The sequence below is a fragment of the Streptomyces sp. V3I7 genome (genome assembly GCF_030817495.1).
In the GTDB taxonomy this organism is placed as follows: Bacteria; Actinomycetota; Actinomycetes; order Streptomycetales; family Streptomycetaceae; genus Streptomyces.
On sequence record NZ_JAUSZK010000001.1, the window covers coordinates 3,684,245 to 3,707,917 of the forward strand.

Consider the following 23,673-nt stretch of genomic DNA (forward strand, 5'->3'; position numbering starts at 1 on the left):
GGCCTGGGGGATGGCCCGGGGGCCGCTGCGCTCCCCGGTCAGCCGGGTGTTCGTGTCTTGCTGAGCATCTGGGCGTGGTCAGCGGCGTAGTGGCGCATGTACTGCTGCGCCTCGGTGGCGACGTAGGCCCACCGCGTTCCTGCCGGGACGTGGATTTCGACCTCGCGTGCGGCGAGGAAGAACCGGGAGGCGATCGCGCTGCCGAGGCCGCTTGCGACGCGGAGGGCGTCCTCGCCGAGGCGGACGATCGCGGTGTGGCAGTCGGTGGAGTAGCGGGTCTGTTCGTACAGGTCTCGGGAGACCTCGCTGCCGCTGTCGTACCGGCCGGTGAGGTCGACGGTGACGACGAGGCGGACGTCCGGTACGGGTACCTCGACACGCGGCGGGTCCTGCGGCGGATGCCCGTCGCCGCTGACCGGTGCCGGCTTGAGAGGGCGGGTGCTGCCTGCCGGCCACTGGCCGGGCTGCTGCTTGGTCATCGCTGGCTCCCGGCGAGTTGGGCGACGGTGGCGACGATGTCGAGGCGGTGCCTTTCGCAGGCCGGGTAGTCGTACCGCAGGTTCGGGCCGGCGAAGAGCGACACGACGGACTCGGCCTTCTCCGGGCAGCCGTCGCAGCGGTAGTCGCGCTGGTTGTGCGGGGAGTCGGGCCCGTCTGGGCAGTCGCACCAGGTGCACTGTTCGCCGTTGGCCGCGGTGACGGCGATCGGGAGGGTGCCCGGGTCCATAGCGGCCTCGCGGGCGGCGGCGAGGGTCTGGTCGGAGAGGAACGTGTCCTGCGGGGTCCTCATGCTGCTGCCCTCCGGGCCTCGGGCTGGTGAAAAGCGGCGCGGATCACGCAGCGCTGCTCGTCGGTCAGCGGGGGAGCGGTGTCGACGATGCGTGCGACGCGCTCCCAGTAGCCCGCCGGGCGAGGCAGATCGGGCATGGTGATGCCTTTCGAAATCAACGCCCCCGCGCCCGAGTTCAAGGACAGCACGGATTCCCCGATGCGTTCCCCCCGCTCCCCTGCGGCGGTCATGCGCGGGCCTCGGCGGCGAGGACCTGGTCGGCCATCGCGTCGGCCACGTCCAGGAGCTGCCGGATCTTCGCGGTTACCTGCCGAACCTCGTGCGGGTCGTAGTCCTCGCTGCCCATCCCGGCGATGGAGATCTTCGCGGGGCTCGCGCCGTGCTCGTCGGTGAACTGGGTGAAGGTGACGTCGAACAGCCGCTCACCGCGCTTGTCGGTGATCTCGTGCTCGCTGTTGTAGTGGTCGAGGTGGCCGGGCTCGGTGTCGATGCACAGGCCGGGCCACGTCGGGCAGCCGCCCGTGGGCGGGACGGTCTCGTTCGTCATGCCGTCGCCCCCACCTTCGCGAGCAGGACGCGGGCAGCGTGCAGTCGCTCGACCGGGTTCTGGCCGGCGGGGAAGGCGAGGACGCGGTGGCCGTCCTTGCGCTCCAGGTAGTAGCCGAAGAAGCCGTCCCGCAGGTCCTCGGGGAGAACGGCGGTGTCCAACTCCTCCACCCGGATGCCGACCGTCAGGGCGCTGAGCTCCTCGTGGGCGTCTCGCTCGCGGACGGCGCTGGCGATGCGGTCCATCGTCCCGGTGATGGGCGAGCTGGTCTTGCAGGCGGATGCCGCCGCCTGTGCGAAGCTGTTACTCATGAGCTGTCCTTGATCCTCTTGCGTGAGTGCGGGGACTTGCTCGACAGGAGGGGCCGGGTACCAGCCGGCCCCTTCGTCGTTTCGGCGGACGCTCTCGGGTACCAGCCGAGGGCGGCGCCGGTCTTTCCCGGCGAGTTAGGCGCTCTCTCGGCGGGATGCGTATGGCCGGAGTAGGGCCACCAATTCCGTGAGTTCCAGGACGACCGCGAGTCTGTAGAGAGACTCGATGGACAGTTGCTTCTGGCCTCGCTCGACCTTGGACAGGTAGCCGGGGTCGATCCCTGAGCGTTGAGCAGCGGTCCGCAGAGTCATCCCCTTGGCCGTCCGGACCGCGCGCAGCGGCGGATGTCCCGCGAGGTCAGTCCCTTGCTTGACTGAGGTCTGCATGTGAACAGACTTGCATCCTGATGCCCATGAGTCAAACGTCTGGCCGACTTGAGTCTGTCGAGGTGTTGACCGGTGGACTACAGTGGGCGTCATGGATGTCCCCCAGTCATCAAGCGCCGAAGAGCGGCAGCCCCTCGGTCGAGACGACCTTCCGCTCCGACGGGTGACCATGAACCAAGTGGTCGCGCACAACATCGCTTACTTCCGGAACGCCCTCTCTCTCACGCAAGAGGAACTCGGAAGTCGCCTTGAGCGGATCACCGGGAAGCGCTGGTCGAAAGCCACCATGAGTGCCGTCGAGCGCAGTTGGGACGGGAATCGAATCCGGTCGTTCGACGCCGATGATTTGATGGCGCTAAGCCAGGCGCTAGAAGTTCCGGTGACTGCTCTCTTCCTCCCACCCGAGGAGGACGGAACGGTCATCGACTACGTGTTTACGAACGTCGGCTCATCCCCCTACAGGGACCGCCTGGTTAAGGGTGGCGGAACGGGTGCCGAGCTGCTGGCTCAGCTCTTCGCTTCAGAGTACGACTACATGCGGGGCGGCGATGCCTTCCTGGAGCGACTCCAGGAGGCACTCGACTTCTACTACGGAGCGGTGCCTGAGGATTTCTTCATCACTCGCCCTCCGGAGCCTATCGATGAGCATGTTGCGGTGGATGAGCAGGTGAATAAACTCCGTCGACAGATCGCGACGCTCCGGGAAGTCATGGCAACTCTCGATCGAGCAGCCAACAAGCTGGAGGGGCCAGACTCGCCCGATGGCCCTGAGCGCACAGCGCCAAGCGACGGGCCTGATCCGGAGGACGTGGCTCTCTTTGATGAGAGGGCGCCGTCGCGGAAGCAGCCTCGATCGAAGAAGGCGGAATTCAGGGCGCTTGGAGAAATGTTCAATCGTGCGCGCAACCGGTCTGGAGCTTCGTTTCGCGACATTGAGAAGTCAGGGAAATTCCCCCCGTTTGTCGCCCAAAAGATTGAGATGGGTTATTTCGATCACCTCGGTGGCGACGCGAAAGTACGCGGGTATCTTCGGAGCTATGCGAGCCTCGTGGGACTCGTGCCCGAAGAAGTTCTGAGCACGTATTTCGCGGCCCTGGAATTGCCTGATGAAGAGTAGGCATGCCGAGGCTTGCTCAGCGGCTGTACCGCTTCCAGTCGAACGTCACGGCGTCGTAGTCGAAGTACCCGCCGTCCGGCATTCGGCCGGCCCGCGGCGTCTTCAGCGTCACCGTGACCAGGGATCGCAGCACGTTCCGCTGCCGGTCCAACGGCAGCGCCTTCCACGCCTTCCGCACATCCGGAGCCCCCACCAGGCCGGCCAGCGGATCCCGCGTTGCTGCGCGGGCCAGCTGCTGTGTCACCCCGTCCAACTGCGCGCGGGCCGTATCCATGCCCTGAGTGAACGGTGCCAGCTCCAGCTGCCCGGCGCCGAAAAGCCCCGCCAGGTCTGTCATCCGTTGCCGGATCTGCTCGCCCTCGGCCTGTAGACCAGCCACGTCCACGCCGTCCGGCGCCGGTTCGAGCAGGTCATGCGCGTCCGGCCGTGACAGCCGCTCGACGATGACGTCCTCGACGTACTGGTCGACGGTCTCGGCGCGTCGGCCGCCGCCGTGCCCGGTCTGGCAGCGATAGCTCGGATAGCTGCGGCCGCCGGACTGGGTGACGTACACGAACTGGTCGCAGTCGCCGCGGCCGCACAGGTACAGCAGCGACCCGAGCCACTTCGGCTGGGCACCCGGAGTTGTCGTCCGGGACGGGTCCTTCAGGATGGCTACGACGGCCCTGTGCTTCGTCTCGTCGATGATGGTGTCCCACTTGCCCTTGCCGACTTCCTCGCCCCTGTAGACGGCGATACCGGCGTTCCTCGGACGCAACAGCATGTCCCGCATGTCGGTGTGCGTGATCGGGTTTCCGCGCGTGGTGGTGAAGCCCTTGTCGGCGCACCACTGCACGAGCGACCGGATCGACCCGCCGGACAGGATCTCGTCGACCCAGTAGCGCAGCGCCTCGGCTTCCTCGGGCACGGCCTTCATCATGTCGAGCTCGGGCACCTCGACTTCTTCGCCGGTCTTCCGGTCGACCTTCTTGCGCATCTCTCCGGTCTCGACACCCCAGCCGAACGGGCGGATGCCGCCGGTCCATTCGCCGGCGAGGGCCTTCTGCTGGCGGGCGCGGGCGACGCGGTGCCCCTTGTGCTCGGACTCCTGCCGGGCGACGGCCCCGAGGATCCGCGCGGTCATCCGGCCGGACGGCGTGGCGAGGTCGATCGTCCCGGCCTGCACTGTGTACGTGGCGATGCCGCGGCGGTCGGACAGCTCGATGTACTCCTCCAGCTCGACGATCGACCTGGTGAGTCGGTCGGTGTGCCAGACGATGACGACGGTGGCTTTGCCCTGGTCGAGGTCGGCGAGCATGCGCAGGTAGTCCTTGCGCTTCTTCCCGGAGAAGGCGCTCACGTCGTTGTCGACGTACACCTCGACGACGTCCCAGCCGTTACGTTCTGCGAGGGCTTCGCAGTCGATGCGCTGGCGGTCGACGCCGAGGCCGGCGCCGGTGCGGTCCTGGCTGATGCGGCAGTAGATGACGGCGCGAACCTTGGCGCCACCTGCGGCAACGTCCACGGCTGAGCGAAGAGTTGGGGTCATGTCCTGAGTGTGCCGGACTAGAGGTGTCTTTGTCTCAGGTTCGGGAAGACGACGCTGCTGAGCGCCCTGCTCGGCCTGGTCGGGCCGGACGAGCGGATCGTGCTCGCGGAGGACTCGGCGGAGCTGAGACCCGAACACCCGCACGTCGTACGGCTGGAGACCAGACCGGCCAACCAGGAGGGCGCGGGCCTGGTGACCCTTGAGGACCTCGTGCGCCAGGCGCTGCGGATGCGGCCCGACCGGCTCGTTGTGGGCGAGGTGCGCGGTCCCGAGGTCGTGCATCTGCTGGCCGCGCTCAACACCGGCCACGAGGGCGGCTGCGGGACGGTCCACGCCAACGCCGCCGCGGACGTCCCGGCGCGCCTCGAGGCCCTCGGTACGGCAGCCGGACTCGACCGGGCCGCGCTGCACAGCCAGTTGGCGGCTGCGCTGGCGGTGGTGCTGCATCTCGTCCGGGACCGGAACGGCCAGCGGCGGATCGCCGAGGTGCATGTGCTGGAGCGGGGCTCTTCCGGGCTCGTACGGACGGTACCGGCGCTGCGCTGGGGTGCGCGGGCCTTCGTGCGGGAGCGGGGCTGGGAGCGGCTGAAGGGGCTGCTGCGCCAGGAGTCGGACAACGAGAACGGCGTGAGGGGTGAGTGGGATGGGTGAGATGTCTGTGGGAGCTGGTGTCGCGTGCGTCGGGGCTGCCGTCTGGCTGATGGGAAGCCGGCACCACGGGGCACGGCGGGCTCGGCTGCTCCTGGCCGGTGGCGGGGTGGTGGGAACAGGGCCACCGCCCTGGGACCGGGCGGTCGGTGAACTGCGGCGGCTGCGGGGGCGGTTGGGCGGCGAGTGGTGGGCGCCCGTCGTCGGGCTGGTGCTCGGGCTGCTGGGCTCCTCGGTGATTCCGGTCCTCGCGGGAGTGGCCGGGGTGCCGGTGCTGCGCCGGTTGCGGTTGGCCAGGGACGCGCGGCGGGAACGGGAGCGGTGCGGGGACGCGGTGATCGCCCTGTGCGGGGCGCTCGCCGGGGAGGTGCGGGCCGGGCGGCAGCCGGGCGAGGCGCTGCTGCGGGCCGCTCGGGACTCCGGCGGCCTGGGGGAGGCACAGGCCTCCGTGCTCGCGGCGGCGCGGTTCGGCGGGGACGTACCAGGCGCGCTCGGTACGGCGGCCCGGCAGCCGGGTGCCGAGGGACTGCTCGGACTCGCGGCGTGCTGGCGGGTGGCCGTGGACCAGGGCGCGGGGCTGGCGGCCGGTCTCGACCGGCTGGACGCCGCCTTGCGTGCGGAACGGGATCAACGTGCGGACCTGAAGGCGCAGTTGGCCGGACCACGCGCCACGACGGTGATGCTCGCGGCGCTGCCCGCCCTGGGGCTCCTCCTCGGTTCGGCCATGGGCGCCCATCCGTTGCACGTGCTGCTCCACACCGGTGCCGGACTGGGATGCCTGGTGGTCGGCGGGCTGCTCGAAGGGGCCGGCGTGTGGTGGGCGGCGCGCATCGTGCGGGGAGCGGAGGCGGCGTGAACGTGGAGATCTTCCACAGGCTGGGGGTGGCCGCCGGAGCGGTGCTGGCCCTCGGGTGGCTGGCACAGCGGCTGACGACGGCTCGGCGCGAACGCCGGATGCGGCGACGGCTGGCCGAGCTGCTGGTGCCGATGCCGCCGGCCGAGAGAGCGGCGTTCGAGGTGCGGGGCGCGGCACGTCAGTGGCTGCCGCTCGCCGGGGTGGTGTGTGCCGGATGGGTGCTGGTCGGCGGGATCACCGGGGTCGCGGTGGGGGCGGGAGCCGCTGCCGGACTGTGGCAGTGGCGGCGCAGACGGCAGGGCGCGGAGCCGGCGGAGGAGTTCGATGCCGCCGAGGCAGCTCGCCAACTGCCGCTCGCCGCCGACCTCCTGGCGGCCTGTATCGCGGCGGGGGCGGCTCCGGTGATCGCCGCGCAAGCCGTCGGCGAGGCGCTCGCGGGACCCGTCGGCGAGGGGCTGGCACGGGGCGCGGCGGAGGTGCGGCTCGGGGGCGAACCGGCGGACGCCTGGAGCCGACTGGCCGCGATGCCGGGCGCGGCGGCCCTGGCCCGGCTCCTGCAACGGGCCGACGAGTCCGGGCTCCCCGCGGCCGTCCCCGTGGCCCGGATCGCCGCCGACGCCCGCGCGGAGTGGGCGCGCACGGCGACCGCGCGGGCCCGCAGGGCGGCCGTCATGGTCACCGCACCGGTGGGGCTGTGCTTCCTGCCCGCGTTCATCGCGGTCGGTGTCCTGCCCGTGGTGATCGGTCTGGCGAGCGGGGTGGTGGGAGGGGGTGGTGGATGACGTGCGGCGGTGACAGAGGCGATCAACGAAGTCGACAGACAGCGAGTTCAAGGGAGTTGAGATGTCCGAACGGATCGAGCAGGTGCGGGTGTGGTTGAGGGGATTGCGGGGGCGGGACGGAGGAATGGTCACGTCCGAGTACGCGATGGGGATCATCGCCGCGGTGGGGTTCGCGTTGCTCCTCTACGAGGTCGTGACGAGCGGCCAGGTCAAGGCCGAACTCCAGGCCATCGTGAAGCGAGCCCTCAGTGCGCGGATGTGAGCGAGGGGCGGACCGGGGGTTCGTGACGGCCGAGGCGGCCGTGGTGCTGCCCGTGCTGGTGGCGTTCACGATGGCGCTGGTCTGGGGCCTGCTCGTGGTCTCGGCTCGGATCCAGTGCCTGGACGCGGCCCGTACGGGCGCCCGGGCGGCGGCACGCCAGGACCCCGCGGACGCGGTCGTGGCCGTCACCCGGGAGGCGGCACCGAAGAGCGCGAAGGTCACGATCACTCGATCGGCCGACCAGGTGCGCGTGACGGTCGTGGCGAAGCCGCCGATGCTGCACGGCCTTCCTTTCGAGGTACGGGAGGAGGCCGTCGCGGCGGCGGAGGAAGCGGCGGGATCCGGTTCGGGATCGGGGCCAGGGTCGGCGGGGGAGGCGGGGCCATGAGTCGTCGTATGCGAGGCGGCGCCCCCGTCTGCCACCGGGGCCAGTACGCGGACCGTGGCTCCGCCACCGTCTGGAGCGTGGGCGCGATCGCCGTGCTGTGCGTGGTGTTCGGGATCGTGCTCGCCCTGGGGCAGGCCGTCGTGACCCGGCACCGTGCGGCGGCCGGTGCGGATCTCGCGGCGCTGGCGGCGGCGGACCACTGGTCCGAGGGCACCGGTGCGGCCTGCGCCCGGGCCGGCGGGGCGGCGAGGGCGCAGGGCACGCGGTTGGTGCGGTGCGTGATCGTGGGCGAGGTCTCGGACGTGACGGCGGCCGCGGGCCGGGGACCGTTCGCGGCGGCGGTCAGGGCACGGGCGGGCCCTGCGGGGCCGGTTCCCCAGGCGCCCCAGCCGGCTCCGCCGGGCTCTCCGGGCCCCCGGAAGCCTCCGCCGCCCCGGGCTCCGTCGCCGTCGGCGCCCCCCGCAGCAGCACCGTGAGCAGGCGTACCGCGCCTCGCTTGTGCAGGGGTTCGTTGCCGTTGCCACACTTGGGGGACTGGATGCAGGACGGGCAGCCGGCGTCGCACTCGCAGGAGGCGATGGCCTGGCGGGTGGCCACGAGCCACTCGCGGGCGGTGTGGAAGGCGCGCTCGGCGAACCCCGCGCCGCCCGGCTGGCCGTCATACACGAAGACCGTCGGGAGGAGGGTGTCCGGGTGCAGCGGGACGGAGACTCCGCCGATGTCCCAGCGGTCGCAGGTGGCGAACAGGGGGAGCATGCCGATCGAGGCGTGCTCGGCGGCGTGCAGGGAGCCGCCGAGGATCTCGGGGTCGATCCCGGCCTCGTCCAACTGGTCCTCGGTGACCGTCCACCAGACCGCGCGCGTGCGCAGCGTACGAGGAGGGAGGTCGAGCTTCGACTCGCCCATGACCTCGCCGGTGATCAGCCGGCGGCGCAGGAAGGAGACGACCTGGCTGGTGACCTCCACCGAGCCGTAGCAGAGCCGCCCGGCCCCCCAGGGGATCTCGACGTCCGTCTCCAGGACGGAGATCGACGTCGTGTCGCGGGCGACGGTCGAATACGGCGGGTCGGCCTGCTCGACCAGGGCGACCGAGTGCTCCAGGTCGAGGGAGCGCACCAGGTACGTACGGCCCTGGTGCAGGTGCACCGCTCCCTCGTGCACCGTCGAGTGCGAGGCGCTCGCGTCGACCGTGCCCAGCAGGCGGCCCGTCCCGGCCTCCACGACCTGCACCGGCGGCCCGCCGACGCCGCGGATGTCGGCCAGGTCGGCGGCCCGCTCCCGGCGCGTCCAGTGCCAGGCCTTCGTGCGGCGGCGCAGCAGCTTCGCGGCCTCCAGCTGCGGCAGCAGCTCGGCGCTGGCCGGCCCGAACAGGTCTAGGTCCTGGTCGGTCAGCGGGATCTCCGCGGCGGCGGCGCACAGGTGCGGGGCGAGGACGTAGGGGTTGTCGGGATCGAGAACGGTGGATTCCACCGGTTGGTCGAACAGGGCCTCGGGATGGTGGACGAGGTAGGTGTCCAGCGGGTCGTCGCGGGCGATCAGCACGGCCAGGGCGCCCTGGCCGGAGCGGCCCGCCCGGCCCGCCTGCTGCCACAGGGAGGCGCGGGTGCCCGGGTAGCCGGCGATCAGGACGGCGTCGAGCCCGGACACGTCGACGCCGAGCTCCAGGGCGGTCGTGGCGGCGAGGCCGAGGAGTTCGCCGGAGTGCAGGGCGCGCTCCAGGGCGCGGCGTTCCTCGGGGAGATAGCCCCCGCGGTAGGCGGCGACGCGCCGGGCCAGGGAGCGGTCGACCTCGGTGAGACGTTCCTGGGCGATCACCGAGATCAGCTCGGCGCCGCGCCGGGAGCGTACGAAGGCGACCGAGCGCACGCCCTGCACGGCGAGGTCGGTGAGCAGGTCTGCCGTCTCGGCGGTGGCGGTACGCCGGACGGGCGCACCCTTCTCGCCGTGCAGTTCGGTGAGCGGGGGCTCCCAGAGGGCGAAGACCAGCTCCCCGCGCGGGGAGGCGTCGTCGGCGACCTCGACCACCGGCAGGCCGGTGAGCCGGCGGGCGGACACGGACGGTTCGGCGGTGGTGGCGGAGGCCAGCAGGAACACCGGCGAGGAGCCGTAGCGGGCGCACAGGCGGCGCAGCCGGCGCAGTACCTGGGCGACGTGCGAGCCGAAGACGCCCCGGTAGGTGTGGCACTCGTCGACGATCACGTACTTGAGCGACTTCAGGAAGGAGGACCAGCGCGGGTGCGAGGGCAGGATGCCCAGGTGGAGCATGTCCGGGTTGGTGAGGACGTAGTTCGCGTACTGGCGGATCCACTCGCGTTCCTCGTACGGGGTGTCGCCGTCGTAGACGGCGGGGCGCACCGCGTTGCCCAGCGGTTGTGAAAGTTCCTTCACCGAGCGGCACTGGTCCGCGCCGAGGGCCTTCGTGGGCGAAAGGTACAGAGCGGTCGCGCCGCGCCCGTTCGGCGCCTCCGCGCCGTCGAGGAGCGAGGAGAGGACCGGGACGAGATACGCCAGGGATTTGCCCGACGCCGTTCCGGTGGCGACGACCACCGACTCGCCGTCCAGGGCGTGCTCGGCGACACGCGCCTGGTGGGCCCACGGATGCTCGATGCCGCAGGCCTGGACCGCCGAGATGACCTCCGGGCGAATCCGGTCCGGCCAGACGGCATGGCGGCCCGCACGCGGGGGCAAGTGCTCCGTATGAGTGATGCGCGAAGCCCGGCTCGGTCCCGAGGTGAGCCGGTCCAGGACCGTGCCTGGAGAGAAGCCGGAGGCGGGGTCCGTCCGGGGTCGATCGGATCGGTGATTCTTGGCCATCGGCATCGAGTGTGTCACCGGCGTGACGGACAATGGAGCCAAGGCGTCGTGCATGCCTGCCGGTAAGTGATTGAATGCCATCGCGGCTGGCGTTTCCGCCCCGGGGGCCGCAAGCCGAGTCCCGAGGGGCGACCGCTCGATAGCAAGGTGCTGGAGGATCCGTGGACCTGTCCCTGTCGACCCGTACCGTCGGCGATCGTACGGTCGTCGAGGTCGGTGGCGAAATCGACGTATATACCGCGCCCAAGCTGCGCGAGCAGCTGGTCGAGCTGGTGAACGACGGGAGTTTCCACCTCGTCGTCGACATGGAGGGCGTGGACTTCCTCGACTCCACCGGGCTCGGCGTGCTGGTCGGAGGCCTGAAGCGTGTGCGTGCCCATGAGGGTTCGCTGCGCCTGGTCTGCAACCAGGAGCGCATTCTCAAGATCTTCCGTATCACCGGTCTCACCAAGGTGTTCCCGATCCACACCTCGGTCGACGAAGCGGTGGCGGCCACCGACTGATCCGGACTGACCGACGGTCCCGGGCCACCGACCGGCCCGGGCCGTGGGCAGTTCGCGCTCCGAGGCGGGTACGCCGGGAGCGGAAGACGTTTCATCAGGGGGTCAGGGCGGTTGGTGCCTGGCCCTCGATCGCCCGACCGTAGTTCCGAGGGGGACGCATGGCCACCGTCGAACTCCGTTTCAGCGCGCTGCCCGAGCACGTCAGGACCGCCCGGCTGGTGGCGGCGGCGGTGGCGCGCAGGGCCGGGGTGGACGAGGCCGTCCTCGACGAGGTCCGGCTCGCCGTCGGCGAGGCCTGTTCACGTGCCGTCGGGCTGCACCAGGGGGCCGGCATCACGGCCCCGGTGAAGGTGGCGCTGATCGAGGAGGAGAAGCAGTTCTCCATCGAGGTTGGCGACGAGGCGCCGCGTTCGGCCCCGGGTGACCGGGTTCCGGGCTCCCCCGCCGACGACGCGGACGCCGAGGAGGACGAGATGGGCCTCGCGGTCATCAGCGGCCTCGTCGACGACGTGGAGGTCGCCGCCGGGGAGCACGGCGGACTGATCCGTATGACCTGGCCGACCACCCCGCCGACCATGACCCTCGGCTGACCGGCCGGCTCCGCTCCGCTTCACCTGTCCTCGGACATCCAAAGGGCCCTGCTCAGCGGGGCCCTTTGTGTTGCTGTCCGATAATCGACACCATGAGTGAAAGAATTCACGACCAGAGGCCTGTCATTTGATCAAGCGTCAATGTGGGCGTCAATGCCTTTGGGGCATTACCGCTTTCGGGTTGCATGGCGTGACGTCGATCATTTGCTGAAGAGCGACTGAAGACCGATTCCGTTCACCGCGCTCTGTTTTGATCAGGTTCTGCTACCTAGAATCCGTCCACATCTTGAGCTCAGCCCAAGCGTCAAGGAGGACGAATGGCGGGGCTTTCTACCCCTCATCAGTTGGGCCACACCACAACCTTCGCAGCCGCGGTCCTGACCGAGGACAACCGCATCCTGGTCGCGGTCATCGCGGTCGTCGCGCTGGCGGCACTCGTGGTCGCCGGGATCCTGGTGCGCCAGGTACTCGCGGCGGGCGAGGGCACCGACAGCATGAAGAAGATCGCGGCAGCGGTCCAGGAAGGTGCGAACGCCTATCTGGCCCGGCAGTTGCGCACGCTCGGCGTATTCGCCGTCATCGTGTTCTTCCTGCTCCTGCTGCTGCCCGCGGACGACTGGAATCAGCGCGCCGGACGATCGGTGTTCTTTCTGATCGGCGCGGTGTTCTCGGCGGCCACCGGTTATATCGGCATGTGGCTCGCCGTACGCAGTAACGTGCGCGTCGCCGCGGCGGCCCGGGAAGCCACCCCGGGGGCGGGAGAACCGGAAAAGGATCTCACCGCCGTCTCGCACAAAGCCATGAAGATCGCTTTCCGCACGGGCGGCGTCGTCGGCATGTTCACGGTGGGGCTCGGCCTGCTGGGCGCCTCCTGTGTGGTGCTGGTGTACGCGGCCGACGCGCCGAAGGTGCTCGAGGGCTTCGGCCTCGGGGCCGCCCTGATCGCGATGTTCATGCGTGTGGGCGGCGGCATCTTCACCAAGGCCGCCGACGTCGGTGCCGACCTGGTCGGCAAGGTCGAGCAGGGCATTCCGGAGGACGATCCGCGCAATGCCGCGACCATCGCCGACAACGTGGGCGACAACGTCGGCGACTGCGCCGGTATGGCGGCCGACCTGTTCGAGTCGTACGCCGTGACCCTGGTCGCCGCGCTGATCCTCGGCAAGGCGGCCTTCGGCGACTCCGGACTCGCCTTCCCGCTGCTGGTGCCGGCGATCGGGGTGCTCACCGCCATGATCGGCATCTTCGCGGTGGCGCCGCGCCGGTCCGACCGCAGCGGCATGAGCGCGATCAACCGCGGCTTCTTCATCTCCGCGGTGATCTCGCTCGTGCTCGTGGCGGTCGCGGTCTACCTCTACCTGCCCGCGAAGTACGCGGACCTCGCGGGCGTCACCGACGCGGCGATCAAGGCCAAGGACGGCGACCCGCGGATCCTCGCGCTCGTCGCGGTGGCCATCGGCATCCTGCTCGCCGCGGTCATCCAGCAGCTGACCGGCTACTTCACCGAGACCAACCGCCGCCCGGTACGGGACATCGGCAAGACCTCCCTCACGGGTCCGGCCACCGTCATCCTGTCCGGCATCTCGTTGGGCCTCGAATCTGCCGTCTACACCGCGCTGCTGATCGGCCTCGGCGTGTACGGCGCGTTCCTGCTCGGCGGTACGTCGATCATGCTCGCGCTCTTCGCGGTGGCGCTGGCCGGCACCGGCCTGCTCACCACGGTCGGTGTGATCGTCGCCATGGACACCTTCGGTCCCGTCGCCGACAACGCGCAGGGCATCGCCGAGATGTCCGGCGACGTCCAGGGCGCGGGCGCGCAGGTGCTCACCAACCTGGACGCGGTCGGCAACACCACCAAGGCCATCACCAAGGGCATCGCCATCGCCACGGCCGTCCTCGCGGCGTCGGCGCTCTTCGGGTCGTACCGCGACGCGATCACCACCGGAGCGCACGAGGTCGGCGAGAAACTCTCCGGGCAGGGCGCGCCGATGAGCCTGATGATGGACATCTCGCAGCCCAACAACCTCGTCGGTCTGATCGCGGGCGCGGCGGTCGTCTTCCTCTTCTCCGGACTCGCCATCAACGCCGTGTCCCGGTCGGCGGGTTCCGTGGTGTTCGAGGTGCGGCGGCAGTTCCGCGAGCACCCCGGGATCATGGACTACACCGAGAAGCCCGAGTACGGCAGGGTCGTCGACATCTGCACCAAGGACGCCCTGCGGGAGCTGGCCACGCCGGGTCTGCTCGCCGTGATGGCGCCGATCTTCATCGGCTTCACGCTCGGCGTCGGCGCGCTCGGCGCGTACCTCGCGGGCGCGATCGGTGCGGGCACGCTGATGGCCGTGTTCCTCGCGAACTCCGGTGGTGCCTGGGACAACGCCAAGAAGCTCGTCGAGGACGGCCACCACGGCGGCAAGGGAAGCGAGGCGCACGCGGCCACGGTGATCGGCGACACGGTCGGCGACCCCTTCAAGGACACCGCCGGTCCGGCGATCAACCCGCTGCTGAAGGTCATGAACCTGGTGTCGCTGCTCATCGCGCCCGCGGTCATCAAGTTCTCCTACGGCGACGACAAGAGCATCGGCGTACGCATCCTGATCGCGGTCGTCGCACTGCTCGTCATCGTCACGTCGGTGTACGTCTCCAAGCGCCGCGGCATCGCCATGGGCGACGACGAGAACGCCGAGCGGTCGTCCAAGTCGGCCGATCCCGCGGTGGTTTCGTAGGCCGTCTTATGACGGTCCGTTCAACGGGCGGGCGGGTGGCGCGGGTTGACGCGCCGTCCGCCCGTTCGTCTGTGCGCACCTCTGCACCGTGAGCCTTCTCTCTCTTGGTGCAAATGGCGCCAAAAGCTGAATTAAAGGATGTTCCTCATGCAGGTGTCCCCCATACGGCGTGTAGATTCCGTGGGCCGAGAGCCACGGAAGGGACCGATCCGGTGAACAAGAACCTCGCGGCCGCGCTGTCCGGCGGTGCGGTACTGGTGCTGGCGCTGACGGGTTGCAGCAGCGACAGTGACAACAACGCCAAGCTCGACGCCTGGGCCAAGAAGGTCTGCAACGCGGTACAGCCGCAGGCGAAGAAGATCGCGGCCGCCAACGCCGCGATCCAGAAGCAGACCTCGGACAACAGCGCGCCCGCGGATGTGAAGAAGACCGACGCGAAGGCCTTCCAGGACATGTCGGACGCCTACAAGGCGATCGGCGCCGCGGTGAAGTCGGCCGGCGCGCCCGAGGTCGACAAGGGCCGGACGAAGCAGCAGGACGCCGTCAAGGAGCTCGACGGCATCTCGACGCAGTACGCCGCGCTGAAGAAGCAGGTCGACAAGCTCGACACCAAGGACCAGGCGAAGTTCGCCGCCGGCCTCAAGGACATCGCGACCCGGCTGGACAAGCTGAGCCAGACGGGCAACAACGCGCTGAAGAGCCTGGAGGAGGGCGAGGTCGGCCAGGCGATGGCCAAGCAGGCGAGCTGCAAGTCGGCGAGCTCGGCGACGTCGTCCTCGTGACCCGGCCCGACCGCACGCGGTCATGACCGACGCGGCACGCGCGCGGGAGAGTCACGCTCTCCCGCGCGCGTGCCGCGTTCGGTACCGCGTGCGGGGGTACGTGCGTTGTCGGTGCGAGCGGACACAATGGGAGGCGTGAGTAACGCCACCCGGTCCCCCCTGCCGTCCTCCGACCGCCCCGATGTCGCCGCCCGGCTGCGCGAGGCGCTGCTCGGCGCCTCCTTCACCGCCGACGGGCTGCTCGAACTGCTCGGCGCCCCCGCCTACGCGGCGCTCGCCCGCAGCGAGACCGTGCCCGCGCTCCGGGCCACCCGCGGGGACACGCCGTTGGAGGCGCTCGTACGGCTGTTTCTCCTCCAGCAGCCCGTCGCCCACGCGCGCGTGGCGGAGATCCTGCCCGTCGAGGAGTGCCTGGAGGCCGGCTGGCTGGTGCGCGCCGACGGCGACGAGGTCGCCGCGACGGTGGACGTACGGCCGTACGGCGAGCCCGGCGGCGAGGACTGGTACATCGTGTCGGACCTCGGGTGCGCGGTCGGCGGCGCGGGCGGCATCGGCCAGGACGACGAGGACGTCGTCCTCGGCGTCGGCGGAGCCTCCACCACTCTCGCGGGCGTCACCGTCCGCACCCCCGTCGCCTCGGCGCTGGACCTCGGCGCCGGCTCCGGCATCCAGGCGCTGCACGCCACCCAGCACGCCACGCGCGTGACGGCCACCGACCTCAACCCGCGTGCGCTGCACATCACCGCCCTCACGCTCGCCCTGTCCGGCGCGCCCGCGGCCGAGCTGCGCGAGGGCTCGCTGTTCGAGCCCGTCAAGGACGACGAGACGTTCGACCTGATCGTGTCGAACCCGCCCTTCGTGATCTCCCCGCGCGCCCGTCTGACGTACCGCGACGGCGGCCTGGGCGGCGACGATCTGTGCCGCTCGCTCGTCCAGGAGGCGGGAGCCCGGCTGAACGAGGGCGGGTTCGCGCAGTTCCTCGCCAACTGGCAGCACGTGGAGGGCGAGGACTGGCAGGACAGGATCAGGTCCTGGATCCCCCGCGGGTGCGACGCCTGGGTCGTGCAGCGCGAGGTGCAGGACGTCACGCAGTACGCCGAGCTGTGGCTGCGCGACGCCGGTGACCACCGGTCGGGCCGGACCGAGTACCAGGCGCGGTACGACGCGTGGCTCGACGAGTTCGAGGCGCGCAAGGTCAAGGCGGTGGGCTTCGGCTGGATCACGCTGCGCAGGACCGGCGCCGAGGAGCCGTCGATCACCGTGGAGGAGTGGCCGCATCCGATCGAACAGCCGCTTGGCGACACGGTCCGGGCGCACTTCGCCCGCCTCGACTACCTGCGTGAGCACGACGACGCGGCGCTGCTCGACGCCCACTTCAAGCTCGCCCCCGAGGTCGTCCAGGAGCAGGTCGGACTGCCCGGCGCCGAGGACCCGGAGCACGTCGTGCTGCGCCAGAACCGCGGGATGCGCCGCGCCACCCGGGTGGACACGGTCGGCGCCGGTTTCGCGGGTGTGTGCGACGGCACACTGAGCGCGGGGCGGATCCTGGACGCCATCGCCCAGCTGGTGGGCGAGGACCCGGTGGTGCTGCGCGACCGTACGCCCGCGCAGATCCGGCTGCTGGTGGAGCAGGGCTTCCTGGAGCCGGTCGGCTGAGCGGAGCCGCGCCCACACTCCGCACGGTCACGGCGGACGCCGGACGCACGGACACGGCGAACGCCGGTCGCAGGGTCACGGAAGAGAAGCGGCCGAAAAAAATACGGCCGGAAAAGCACGGGCGTCCGGCGTGGTCCCGAGGCTGATCGACGAACCCCGCGAGAGGGCGGCGGGCTCATGTTCACCTCGGGTTCGCCCGCCCGCTTCCCGCCCGTGCGAGTCTCCCGGCGCTGGACACAGGCGGACGGTGGGAAAGGGGCGTGGGCGGCGATGGAGAGCGGACCGGCGATCTTCGCGGGACTGGTGTTCGCCCTGTTCGGAGGCGCACTTCTGGTGTGGACCGGCGCACGGGTGCGGCTGGGTGAACCCGTGGCCCACGGTGTGAACCAGGCCGCGGCGGCCGGCCTCGCGGGCGTCGCCTCGGTGATCTCCCTGGGCCTGGGGACGTACTGCTTCGCCCACATCTGAGGGAGGCGGGACCGCTGCTCCACCGGAGACGGGTGTGCTGAGCCGCGCGTAAAGGGAGCGTCACTCTCCGGACAGGCCCGGAAAGCCGGGCGGGGACTCCGGGCGGCAGGAATGGCGGTAGTCGGGTTACCGTTCGAGTGGCCGTTGCGGGCTTTTCCCGTTTGACACGGGGGCGGGATGTACCGTCACACTCCGCAGCGTCACCACCATCCGACCCCGGGGCGAAGGCCTGGGGAGGCCGAGCGTCGACCGGAGAGAAGAGCGAAGTTGTCCCCGACCAGCGACACCGCACACGGCGGCCGCCGACTCGTCATCGTCGAGTCGCCTGCCAAGGCGAAGACGATCAAGGGCTATCTGGGCCCCGGCTACGTCGTCGAAGCGAGCGTCGGGCACATCCGCGACCTCCCGAACGGTGCCGCGGAGGTGCCGGAGAAGTACACCGGTGAGGTTCGCCGTCTCGGTGTGGACGTCGAACACGACTTCCAGCCGATCTATGTGGTCAACGCCGACAAGAAGGCTCAGGTCAAGAAGCTCAAGGACCTGCTGAAGGACTCCGACGAGCTCTTCCTCGCCACCGATGAGGACCGCGAGGGCGAGGCCATCGCCTGGCACCTCCAGGAGGTCCTCAAGCCGAAGATCCCCGTCAAGCGGATGGTCTTCCACGAGATCACCAAGGACGCGATCCGCGAGGCCGTCGCCAACCCGCGCCAGCTCAACAAGAAGCTCGTCGACGCCCAGGAGACCCGCCGCATCCTCGACCGCCTCTACGGCTACGAGGTCTCGCCGGTCCTGTGGAAGAAGGTCATGCCGCGCCTGTCGGCCGGCCGTGTCCAGTCGGTCGCCACACGGCTCGTCGTGGAGCGGGAGCGCGAGCGCATCGCGTTCCGTTCCGCCGAGTACTGGGACCTGACGGGCACCTTCTCGACCGGCCGCGCCGGTGACCCGAGCGACCCCTCGACCCTGGTCGCCCGCATCCAGACCGTCGACGGCAAGCGGGTCGCGCAGGGCCGCGACTTCGACTCCCTCGGACAGCTGAAGAGCGCGAACCTCCTTCACCTGGACGAGGTCGACGCCCGCGCGCTGGTCGCGGCGCTGGAGAGCACCCGGTTCGCGGTGCGCTCCGTCGAGTCCAAGCCGTACCGCCGCTCGCCGTACGCCCCGTTCCGTACGACGACGCTCCAGCAGGAGGCCAGCCGCAAGCTCGGTTTCGGCGCGAAGGCGACCATGCAGGTCGCCCAGAAGCTGTACGAGAACGGCTACATCACGTACATGCGTACGGACTCCACGACGCTGAGCGACACCGCCATCGCCGCGGCCCGTGCGCAGGTCACGCAGCTCTACGGCGGCCACTACCTGCCGGACCAGCCGCGTGCGTACGCCGGGAAGGTCAAGAACGCGCAGGAGGCGCACGAGGCGATCCGCCCCTCGGGTGATCGTTTCCGTACCCCGGCGGAGACCGGCCTGTCCGGCGACCAGTTCCGGCTCTACGAGCTGATCTGGAAGCGGACCGTCGCCTCCCAGATGAAGGACGCGACCGGCAACTCGGTCACCGTCAAGATCGGTGGCACGGCCGCCGACGGGCGCACCGTCGAGTTCAGCGCGTCCGGCAAGACGATCACCTTCCACGGCTTCCTGAAGGCCTACGTGGAGGGCGCCGACGACCCGAACGCCGAGCTGGACGACCGCGAGCGCCGGCTGCCGCAGGTCGCCGAGGGCGACCCGCTCTCCGCCCAGGAGATCAAGGCCGACGGCCACGCCACCAAGGCCCCGGCCCGCTACACCGAGGCCAGCCTGGTCAAGGAGCTCGAAGAGCGCGAGATCGGCCGCCCGTCGACGTACGCGTCGATCATCGGCACGATCCTCGACCGCGGCTACGTCTTCAAGAAGGGCACGGCCCTGGTGCCGTCCTTCCTGTCCTTCGCCGTGGTCAACCTCCTGGAGAAACACTTCGGGCGGCTCGTCGACTACGACTTCACCGCCAGGATGGAGGACGACCTCGACCGCATCGCGCGCGGTGAGGCCAAGTCCGTGCCGTGGCTGAAGCGGTTCTACTTCGGGGAGGGCACGCACAAGGGCGGCGCCGCCGACGCCGGCAACGGTGACGGGGACCACCTCGGCGGCCTCAAGGAGCTGGTGACGGACCTGGGCGCGATCGACGCGCGCGAGGTGTCGTCGTTCCCCGTGGGCAAGGACATCGTGCTGCGGGTCGGCCGCTACGGCCCGTACATCGAGCGCGGCGAGAAGGACACCGAGCAGCACCAGCGCTCCGACATCCCCGAGGACCTGGCGCCCGACGAGCTGAGCGTCGAGCTGGCCGAGGAACTCCTGGCCAAGCCGAGCGGCGAGCGTCCGCTGGGCAACGACCCGGAGACCGGCCGCCCGGTCGTCGCCAAGGACGGCCGCTACGGCCCGTACGTCACGGAGATCCTCCCCGAGGGCACCCCGAAGACGGGCAAGAACGCCGTGAAGCCGCGGACCGCCTCGCTGTTCAAGTCGATGTCGCTGGACACGGTGACCCTCGACGACGCGCTCCTGCTGATGTCGCTGCCGCGCGTCGTCGGCACCGACGCGGAGGGCGTGGAGATCACCGCGCAGAACGGGCGCTACGGGCCGTACCTGAAGAAGGGCACGGACTCGCGCTCGCTCACCTCCGAGGACCAGATCTTCTCGGTCACGCTGGAGGAGGCGCTGGCGATCTACGCCCAGCCCAAGCAGCGGGGCCGCGCAGCCGCCAAGCCGCCGCTGAAGGAGCTGGGCGAGGACCCGGTCTCCGGCAAGCCGGTCGTCGTCAAGGACGGGCGCTTCGGTCCGTACGTCACCGACGGCGAGACCAACGCGACCCTGCGCTCCGGCGACAGCGTCGAGGAGATCACCGCCGAGCGGGGCTTCGAACTGCTCGCCGAGAAGCGCGCCAAGGGGCCCGCCAAGAAGACGGCGAAGAAGGCGACGGCGAAGAAGACAGCCGCCAAGAAGGCTCCGGCCAAGAAGGCCGCCGCCAAGAAGACGGCCGCGAAGAAGACCACCACGGCCACGAAGAAGACCGCCGCGAAGAAGACGACGGCTTCGAAGACGGCCGCGGCCACGAAGACGGCGACGGAGGAACAGCCTCCGTTCTGAGGCATGCATTGCTCCCCTCCGAGGCATGCATGCTCCCCGTCCCGAGGCATGCACGCTTCCCCTCTGAGGCACCCGCGCCCCGGCATCACCGCGATGCCGGGGCGTGTGCGCGTTCGGGCAATCCGGGCGGGGGTGTCAGTGGCTCCCGATAGGCTGAACGCATGACGCGAGCCGAGCAGCCAACGGCCCCCCACACCGCACCGGACGACGCACTGGTAGCGGACTCCCGTGAGCGGGCAGTCCGCGCCCTGCTGCGCCAGCCCCAGCTGAAGCGGCTGTGGAGCGCACATCTCGTGAGCGGCGTCGGTGATGCCCTCGCGCTGCTGGTCCTGGTCGTCCTCGCCCTCCAGGCGGCGATCGACCAGACCGCCTTCGGCGGCGGCTACCGGGGCATGGCCCTCGCGGTGGCGGTCGTCTTCGGCGTGCGCGTCCTGGCGACCCTGCTCTTCGGGGCCGTCCTGCTCGGCCCGATCACGTCGCTGACCTCCCAGGGCGGCCCGCTGGACCGCCGCTGGAGCATGGTCGGCGCCGACGGTCTGCGCGCCGCGCTGCTGATCGTCGCCCCGCTGTGGATCGACTGGACACCGGACAACGCGCTGGCCCTCGTCCTGGTCACCGTCTTCGTCACCGGTGTCGCCGAGCGCCTGTGGACCGTGTGCCGCGAGAGCGCGGCCCCGGGACTGCTGCCCGCCCCGCCCCCGGAGGGCGCGACGGTACGGCCGCTGCCGGACCACCTGGACGCCCTGCGCCGCCTGTCGCTGCGCACGGGCTTCGTCGCGATCCCCCTCGCCGCCGCCGCCCTGGTCGTCGCGGCGCTGTTCAACAACCTGCTCGGCACCGGCATCCCCTGGTTCGCCCAGCACCAGGCCGCCCTCGGCTCGTACGTCGCGGCCGGACTCTTCGCCGCGTCCGTGTCCGTGGTGACCTTCCTCGAACTTCCCGGCGCCCGCGCCCCGCGCCCGCGGTCCCCGCTGGAGGGACTGCGCCGCCCGAAGGCCGCCGACGGCGTCGACAAGGGCCGTACGGGCGCTGCCCCGCTGCTGGTCCTGGCCTGCGCCGCCGTCGCCGGGGCGATCGCCGCCGCCGTCGCCGTGTCCGTGCTGCTCGCCACCGACCTGGGCGGCGGCCCGGTGCTCTACGGGCTGCTGGTGCTCGCGCTGACCGGCGGCGTCGCCGTCGGCGTCCGCACCGCCCCCTCCGTGCTGCCGGCGCTCTCGCGCCGCCGCCTGCTGGCCCTGGTGCTCGCCTTCACCGGTATCGCGCTACTCGCCGCCGGACTGGACCCGGACGTCACCAGCGTGCTGCTGCTCGTCGCCCTGGCCGGAGTCGGCGCGGGCATGGCCGCCAACACCGGGCACACCCTCCTCGACCAGGAGTCCGAGGACCACCGCCGCGCGCGCGTGACCGAGCACCTGCACGCCGTCGTCCGCGTCTTCGTGGCGCTCGGCGCGCTGATCGCGCCCCTGGTCGCGGCCCTGATCGGGCCGCACCGCCTGGAGAACGGCAAGTTCGTCTTCGCGCACGGCGGTGCCGCGTTCACGCTGATGCTGGTCGGCGCGCTGCTGCTGCCGGTGGCCGCGCTGGTGCTGGCCAAGGTCGACGACCGCTCCGGCGTGCCGCTGCGTCACGACCTGCGTGACGCGCTCCTCGGCGGCGACGACCCGGCGCAGATCCTCGCGACGAACGGTTTCTTCATCGCCCTGGAGGGCGGCGACGGCGCCGGAAAGTCCACCCAGGCCGAGGCGCTCGCCGAGTGGATCCGCGGCAAGGGACACGAGGTCGTGCTCACCCGCGAGCCGGGCGCCACTCCGGTCGGCAAGCGGCTGCGGTCGATCCTGCTCGACGTGTCCTCGGCGGGACTGTCGCACCGCGCGGAGGCGCTGCTGTACGCCGCCGACCGCGCGGAGCACGTGGACACGGTCGTACGGCCCGCGCTGGAGCGGGGCGCCGTCGTCATCACCGACCGGTACATCGACTCGTCGGTGGCCTACCAGGGGGCGGGCCGTGACCTGTCCCCGACCGAGATCGCGCGGATCAACCGCTGGGCGACCGACGGACTCGTCCCGCACCTGACCGTCCTGCTGGACGTCGCGCCCGAGGCCGCCCGCGAGCGGTTCACCGAGGCGCCGGACCGCCTGGAGTCGGAGCCCGCCGAGTTCCACGCGCGCGTGCGGGCCGGTTTCCTCACGCTGGCCGCGTCCGACCCCGGCCGCTACCTGGTCGTGGACGCCGCCCAGGCGCCCGAGGCCGTCACGTCCGTGATCCGGCACCGGCTCGACACCGTGCTGCCGCTGTCCGAGGCCGAGGTGAAGGCCCAGGAGGAGGCGCGCCGGGCGGCCGAGGAGGAGGCCCGCCGCAAGGCCGAGGAAGAGGCCGCCCGCAAGGCCGAGGAGGAGCGCCTGGAGCGCGAGCGCCAGGAGCAGCTCGCCCGGCTGCGCGCCGAGGAGGAGGAGCGCCAGCGGCGCGAGCTGGAGGAGGCGCAGCGGCGGGAGGCCGAGCGGCAGGCGGAGGAGGCCCGGCAGCGGGCCGAGGAAGCGCGCCGCCGCGCCGAGGAGGAGCGCGTCCGGCTGCTCGCCGAGGAAGAGGCCCGGGCCGCCGAGGATGCCCGCCGCCGCAAGCAGGCCGAGGAGGAGGCGCGCCTGCGTGCCGAGGCCGAGGCGCGCCGCCAGGAGAAGCAGCGCAAGGCCGAGGAGGCCCTGCTGCGGGCCGAGGAGGCGCGTCGTCAGGCGGCCGAGGCGGCCGGCGCGGCCGACGCCGTGGCCCGGCGGTCGTCGGGGCCCCAGCCGACGGCGCCCGGTGTGACGCCGGAGGCGACCACCATGCCCACGCCCGTCGTGCGGCCGGGCTCCGCGGACGAGACCGCGGTGCTGCCGCAGGTGCGCGAGGAGCGTGGCGGCCAGAGCCGTCCGCACCGCGAGTCCGAGTCCGAGGTGACGACCGAGCTGCCGCAGTCGCCGGCCCCGCAGGGCGCGGTGGACGAGACGGCCGTGCTGCCGCAGGTGCCATCGGACGCCGCCGAGGAGACCGCCGTACTGCCGCCGGTCTCCTTCGAGAAGACGGCCCCGCTGCCCCGGGTCCGGGACGACAGGCCGGCGGACCGGGTGCGGCCGGACTACTTCCGCAAGGAGCCGCACGACGCCGGCGGCGAGGACCGCACGCGCGAGATGCCGCGCATCGACGCGGACGGCGCGCCCCGGCGGCCGCGGCCCGACTGGGCCGAGGAGACGCCGCTGGACGATCTGCCGTCGCTGGCGGACGAGCTGCTGGGCTCCTATGACGAGCAGGAGTACGGCGACGGCGAGGGCCGCGGCCGCCGGGGCTGACCCCGGCCGGTCGGGAATGTCGGTGGTCACCCGCACAATGGATTCCGCAACGCGACATGTGACGGAAGGGCGGCGTGACCC

At 71.1% G+C, this 23,673-nt stretch carries 21 protein-coding genes and 2 pseudogenes; 15 read left to right on the forward strand and 8 right to left on the reverse strand.

Translation table 11 applies throughout. From position 1 onward, the window contains the following. Positions 1-38 precede the first annotated feature (38 nt). From QFZ74_RS17280 to QFZ74_RS30440, 6 genes are all read right to left on the reverse strand, one after another. A complete protein-coding gene (locus QFZ74_RS17280) occupies positions 39-479 on the reverse strand; it encodes a hypothetical protein (RefSeq protein WP_307621717.1) in 441 nt (146 codons plus the stop codon). Further along, the gene (locus tag QFZ74_RS17285) at positions 476-790 is read right to left on the reverse strand and encodes a hypothetical protein (protein ID WP_307621718.1); all 315 of its coding nucleotides are present in this window, start codon (positions 788-790) and stop codon (positions 476-478) included. The genes QFZ74_RS17280 and QFZ74_RS17285 overlap by 4 nt, the downstream gene beginning before the upstream one ends. Next, a complete protein-coding gene (locus QFZ74_RS17290; protein ID WP_307621719.1) occupies positions 787-1,020 on the reverse strand; it encodes a hypothetical protein in 234 nt (77 codons plus the stop codon). The genes QFZ74_RS17285 and QFZ74_RS17290 overlap by 4 nt, the downstream gene beginning before the upstream one ends. Next, positions 1,017-1,337, reverse strand: a complete 321-nt coding sequence (locus QFZ74_RS17295; RefSeq protein WP_307621720.1) for a hypothetical protein — start codon at positions 1,335-1,337, stop codon at positions 1,017-1,019. Before QFZ74_RS17295 ends, QFZ74_RS17290 begins: the two co-directional genes overlap by 4 nt. Then, positions 1,334-1,648: a hypothetical protein gene (locus QFZ74_RS17300; protein ID WP_307621722.1), complete on the reverse strand. Its 315-nt coding sequence runs from the start codon at positions 1,646-1,648 to the stop codon at positions 1,334-1,336. The genes QFZ74_RS17295 and QFZ74_RS17300 overlap by 4 nt, the downstream gene beginning before the upstream one ends. Positions 1,649-1,783: 135 nt before the next feature. Continuing rightward, positions 1,784-2,230: a helix-turn-helix domain-containing protein gene (locus tag QFZ74_RS30440; RefSeq protein WP_373462399.1), complete on the reverse strand. Its 447-nt coding sequence runs from the start codon at positions 2,228-2,230 to the stop codon at positions 1,784-1,786. Here QFZ74_RS30440 and QFZ74_RS17305 point away from each other — a divergent pair. Further along, a complete protein-coding gene (locus QFZ74_RS17305) occupies positions 2,127-3,152 on the forward strand; it encodes a helix-turn-helix domain-containing protein (protein ID WP_307621723.1) in 1,026 nt (341 codons plus the stop codon). The two genes, QFZ74_RS30440 and QFZ74_RS17305, sit on opposite strands and share 104 nt — an antisense overlap. A 16-nt stretch (positions 3,153-3,168) precedes the next feature. Here QFZ74_RS17305 and QFZ74_RS17310 read toward each other — a convergent pair whose 3' ends face one another. Next, on the reverse strand, positions 3,169-4,680 hold the full coding sequence (locus tag QFZ74_RS17310; protein ID WP_307621724.1) for a recombinase family protein: 1,512 nt from the start codon (positions 4,678-4,680) through the stop codon (positions 3,169-3,171). A gap of 42 nt (positions 4,681-4,722) precedes the next feature. Here QFZ74_RS17310 and QFZ74_RS17315 point away from each other — a divergent pair. From QFZ74_RS17315 to QFZ74_RS17340, 6 genes and pseudogenes are all read left to right on the forward strand, one after another. Further along, positions 4,723-5,331 (forward strand): annotated as a pseudogene (locus QFZ74_RS17315) (CpaF family protein); the annotation flags it as partial. Between the two features lies 1 nt (position 5,332). After that, the gene (locus tag QFZ74_RS17320) at positions 5,333-6,184 is read left to right on the forward strand and encodes a type II secretion system F family protein (protein ID WP_307621725.1); all 852 of its coding nucleotides are present in this window, start codon (positions 5,333-5,335) and stop codon (positions 6,182-6,184) included. Next, a complete protein-coding gene (locus QFZ74_RS17325; protein WP_307621726.1) occupies positions 6,181-6,966 on the forward strand; it encodes a type II secretion system F family protein in 786 nt (261 codons plus the stop codon). The genes QFZ74_RS17320 and QFZ74_RS17325 overlap by 4 nt, the downstream gene beginning before the upstream one ends. A 61-nt stretch (positions 6,967-7,027) precedes the next feature. Next, complete coding sequence (locus QFZ74_RS17330) at positions 7,028-7,228, forward strand: DUF4244 domain-containing protein (RefSeq protein WP_307621727.1); 201 nt, start codon at positions 7,028-7,030, stop codon at positions 7,226-7,228. Continuing rightward, positions 7,215-7,616, forward strand: a complete 402-nt coding sequence (locus QFZ74_RS17335; RefSeq protein WP_307621728.1) for a TadE family type IV pilus minor pilin — start codon at positions 7,215-7,217, stop codon at positions 7,614-7,616. The genes QFZ74_RS17330 and QFZ74_RS17335 overlap by 14 nt, the downstream gene beginning before the upstream one ends. 8 nt (positions 7,617-7,624) lie before the next feature. Continuing rightward, positions 7,625-7,918 (forward strand): annotated as a pseudogene (locus QFZ74_RS17340) (Rv3654c family TadE-like protein); the annotation flags it as partial. A 40-nt stretch (positions 7,919-7,958) separates the two neighbouring features. Here the strand turns inward: QFZ74_RS17340 and QFZ74_RS17345 are convergent. After that, a complete protein-coding gene (locus tag QFZ74_RS17345; protein ID WP_373462400.1) occupies positions 7,959-10,484 on the reverse strand; it encodes a DEAD/DEAH box helicase in 2,526 nt (841 codons plus the stop codon). A 107-nt stretch (positions 10,485-10,591) separates the two neighbouring features. Here QFZ74_RS17345 and bldG point away from each other — a divergent pair, with 107 nt between their 5' ends. The 8 genes from bldG (at position 10,592) to tmk (ending at position 23,592) form a co-directional block, all read left to right on the forward strand. Next, complete coding sequence (gene bldG, locus QFZ74_RS17350) at positions 10,592-10,933, forward strand: anti-sigma factor antagonist BldG (RefSeq protein ID WP_005475923.1); 342 nt, start codon at positions 10,592-10,594, stop codon at positions 10,931-10,933. A gap of 158 nt (positions 10,934-11,091) precedes the next feature. Then, positions 11,092-11,523, forward strand: coding sequence for an ATP-binding protein (locus QFZ74_RS17355; RefSeq protein WP_307621730.1), 432 nt, complete (start codon positions 11,092-11,094; stop codon positions 11,521-11,523). Between the two features lie 317 nt (positions 11,524-11,840). Further along, positions 11,841-14,246, forward strand: a complete 2,406-nt coding sequence (locus QFZ74_RS17360) for a sodium-translocating pyrophosphatase (RefSeq protein WP_307621731.1) — start codon at positions 11,841-11,843, stop codon at positions 14,244-14,246. Between the two features lie 212 nt (positions 14,247-14,458). Beyond that, on the forward strand, positions 14,459-15,028 hold the full coding sequence (locus QFZ74_RS17365; protein ID WP_307621732.1) for a small secreted protein: 570 nt from the start codon (positions 14,459-14,461) through the stop codon (positions 15,026-15,028). Positions 15,029-15,154: 126 nt separating this feature from the next. Beyond that, positions 15,155-16,684, forward strand: a complete 1,530-nt coding sequence (locus QFZ74_RS17370; RefSeq protein ID WP_307621733.1) for a class I SAM-dependent methyltransferase — start codon at positions 15,155-15,157, stop codon at positions 16,682-16,684. A 270-nt stretch (positions 16,685-16,954) separates the two neighbouring features. After that, entirely contained in the window at positions 16,955-17,152 is a 198-nt protein-coding gene (locus tag QFZ74_RS17375) for a hypothetical protein (RefSeq protein ID WP_307621734.1), read from the forward strand. A 267-nt stretch (positions 17,153-17,419) separates the two neighbouring features. Then, positions 17,420-20,269, forward strand: coding sequence for a type I DNA topoisomerase (gene topA, locus QFZ74_RS17380; RefSeq protein WP_307621735.1), 2,850 nt, complete (start codon positions 17,420-17,422; stop codon positions 20,267-20,269). Positions 20,270-20,430: 161 nt separating this feature from the next. Beyond that, positions 20,431-23,592: a dTMP kinase gene (tmk, locus tag QFZ74_RS17385; protein ID WP_307621736.1), complete on the forward strand. Its 3,162-nt coding sequence runs from the start codon at positions 20,431-20,433 to the stop codon at positions 23,590-23,592. The last annotated feature ends 81 nt before the right edge of the window (positions 23,593-23,673 follow it).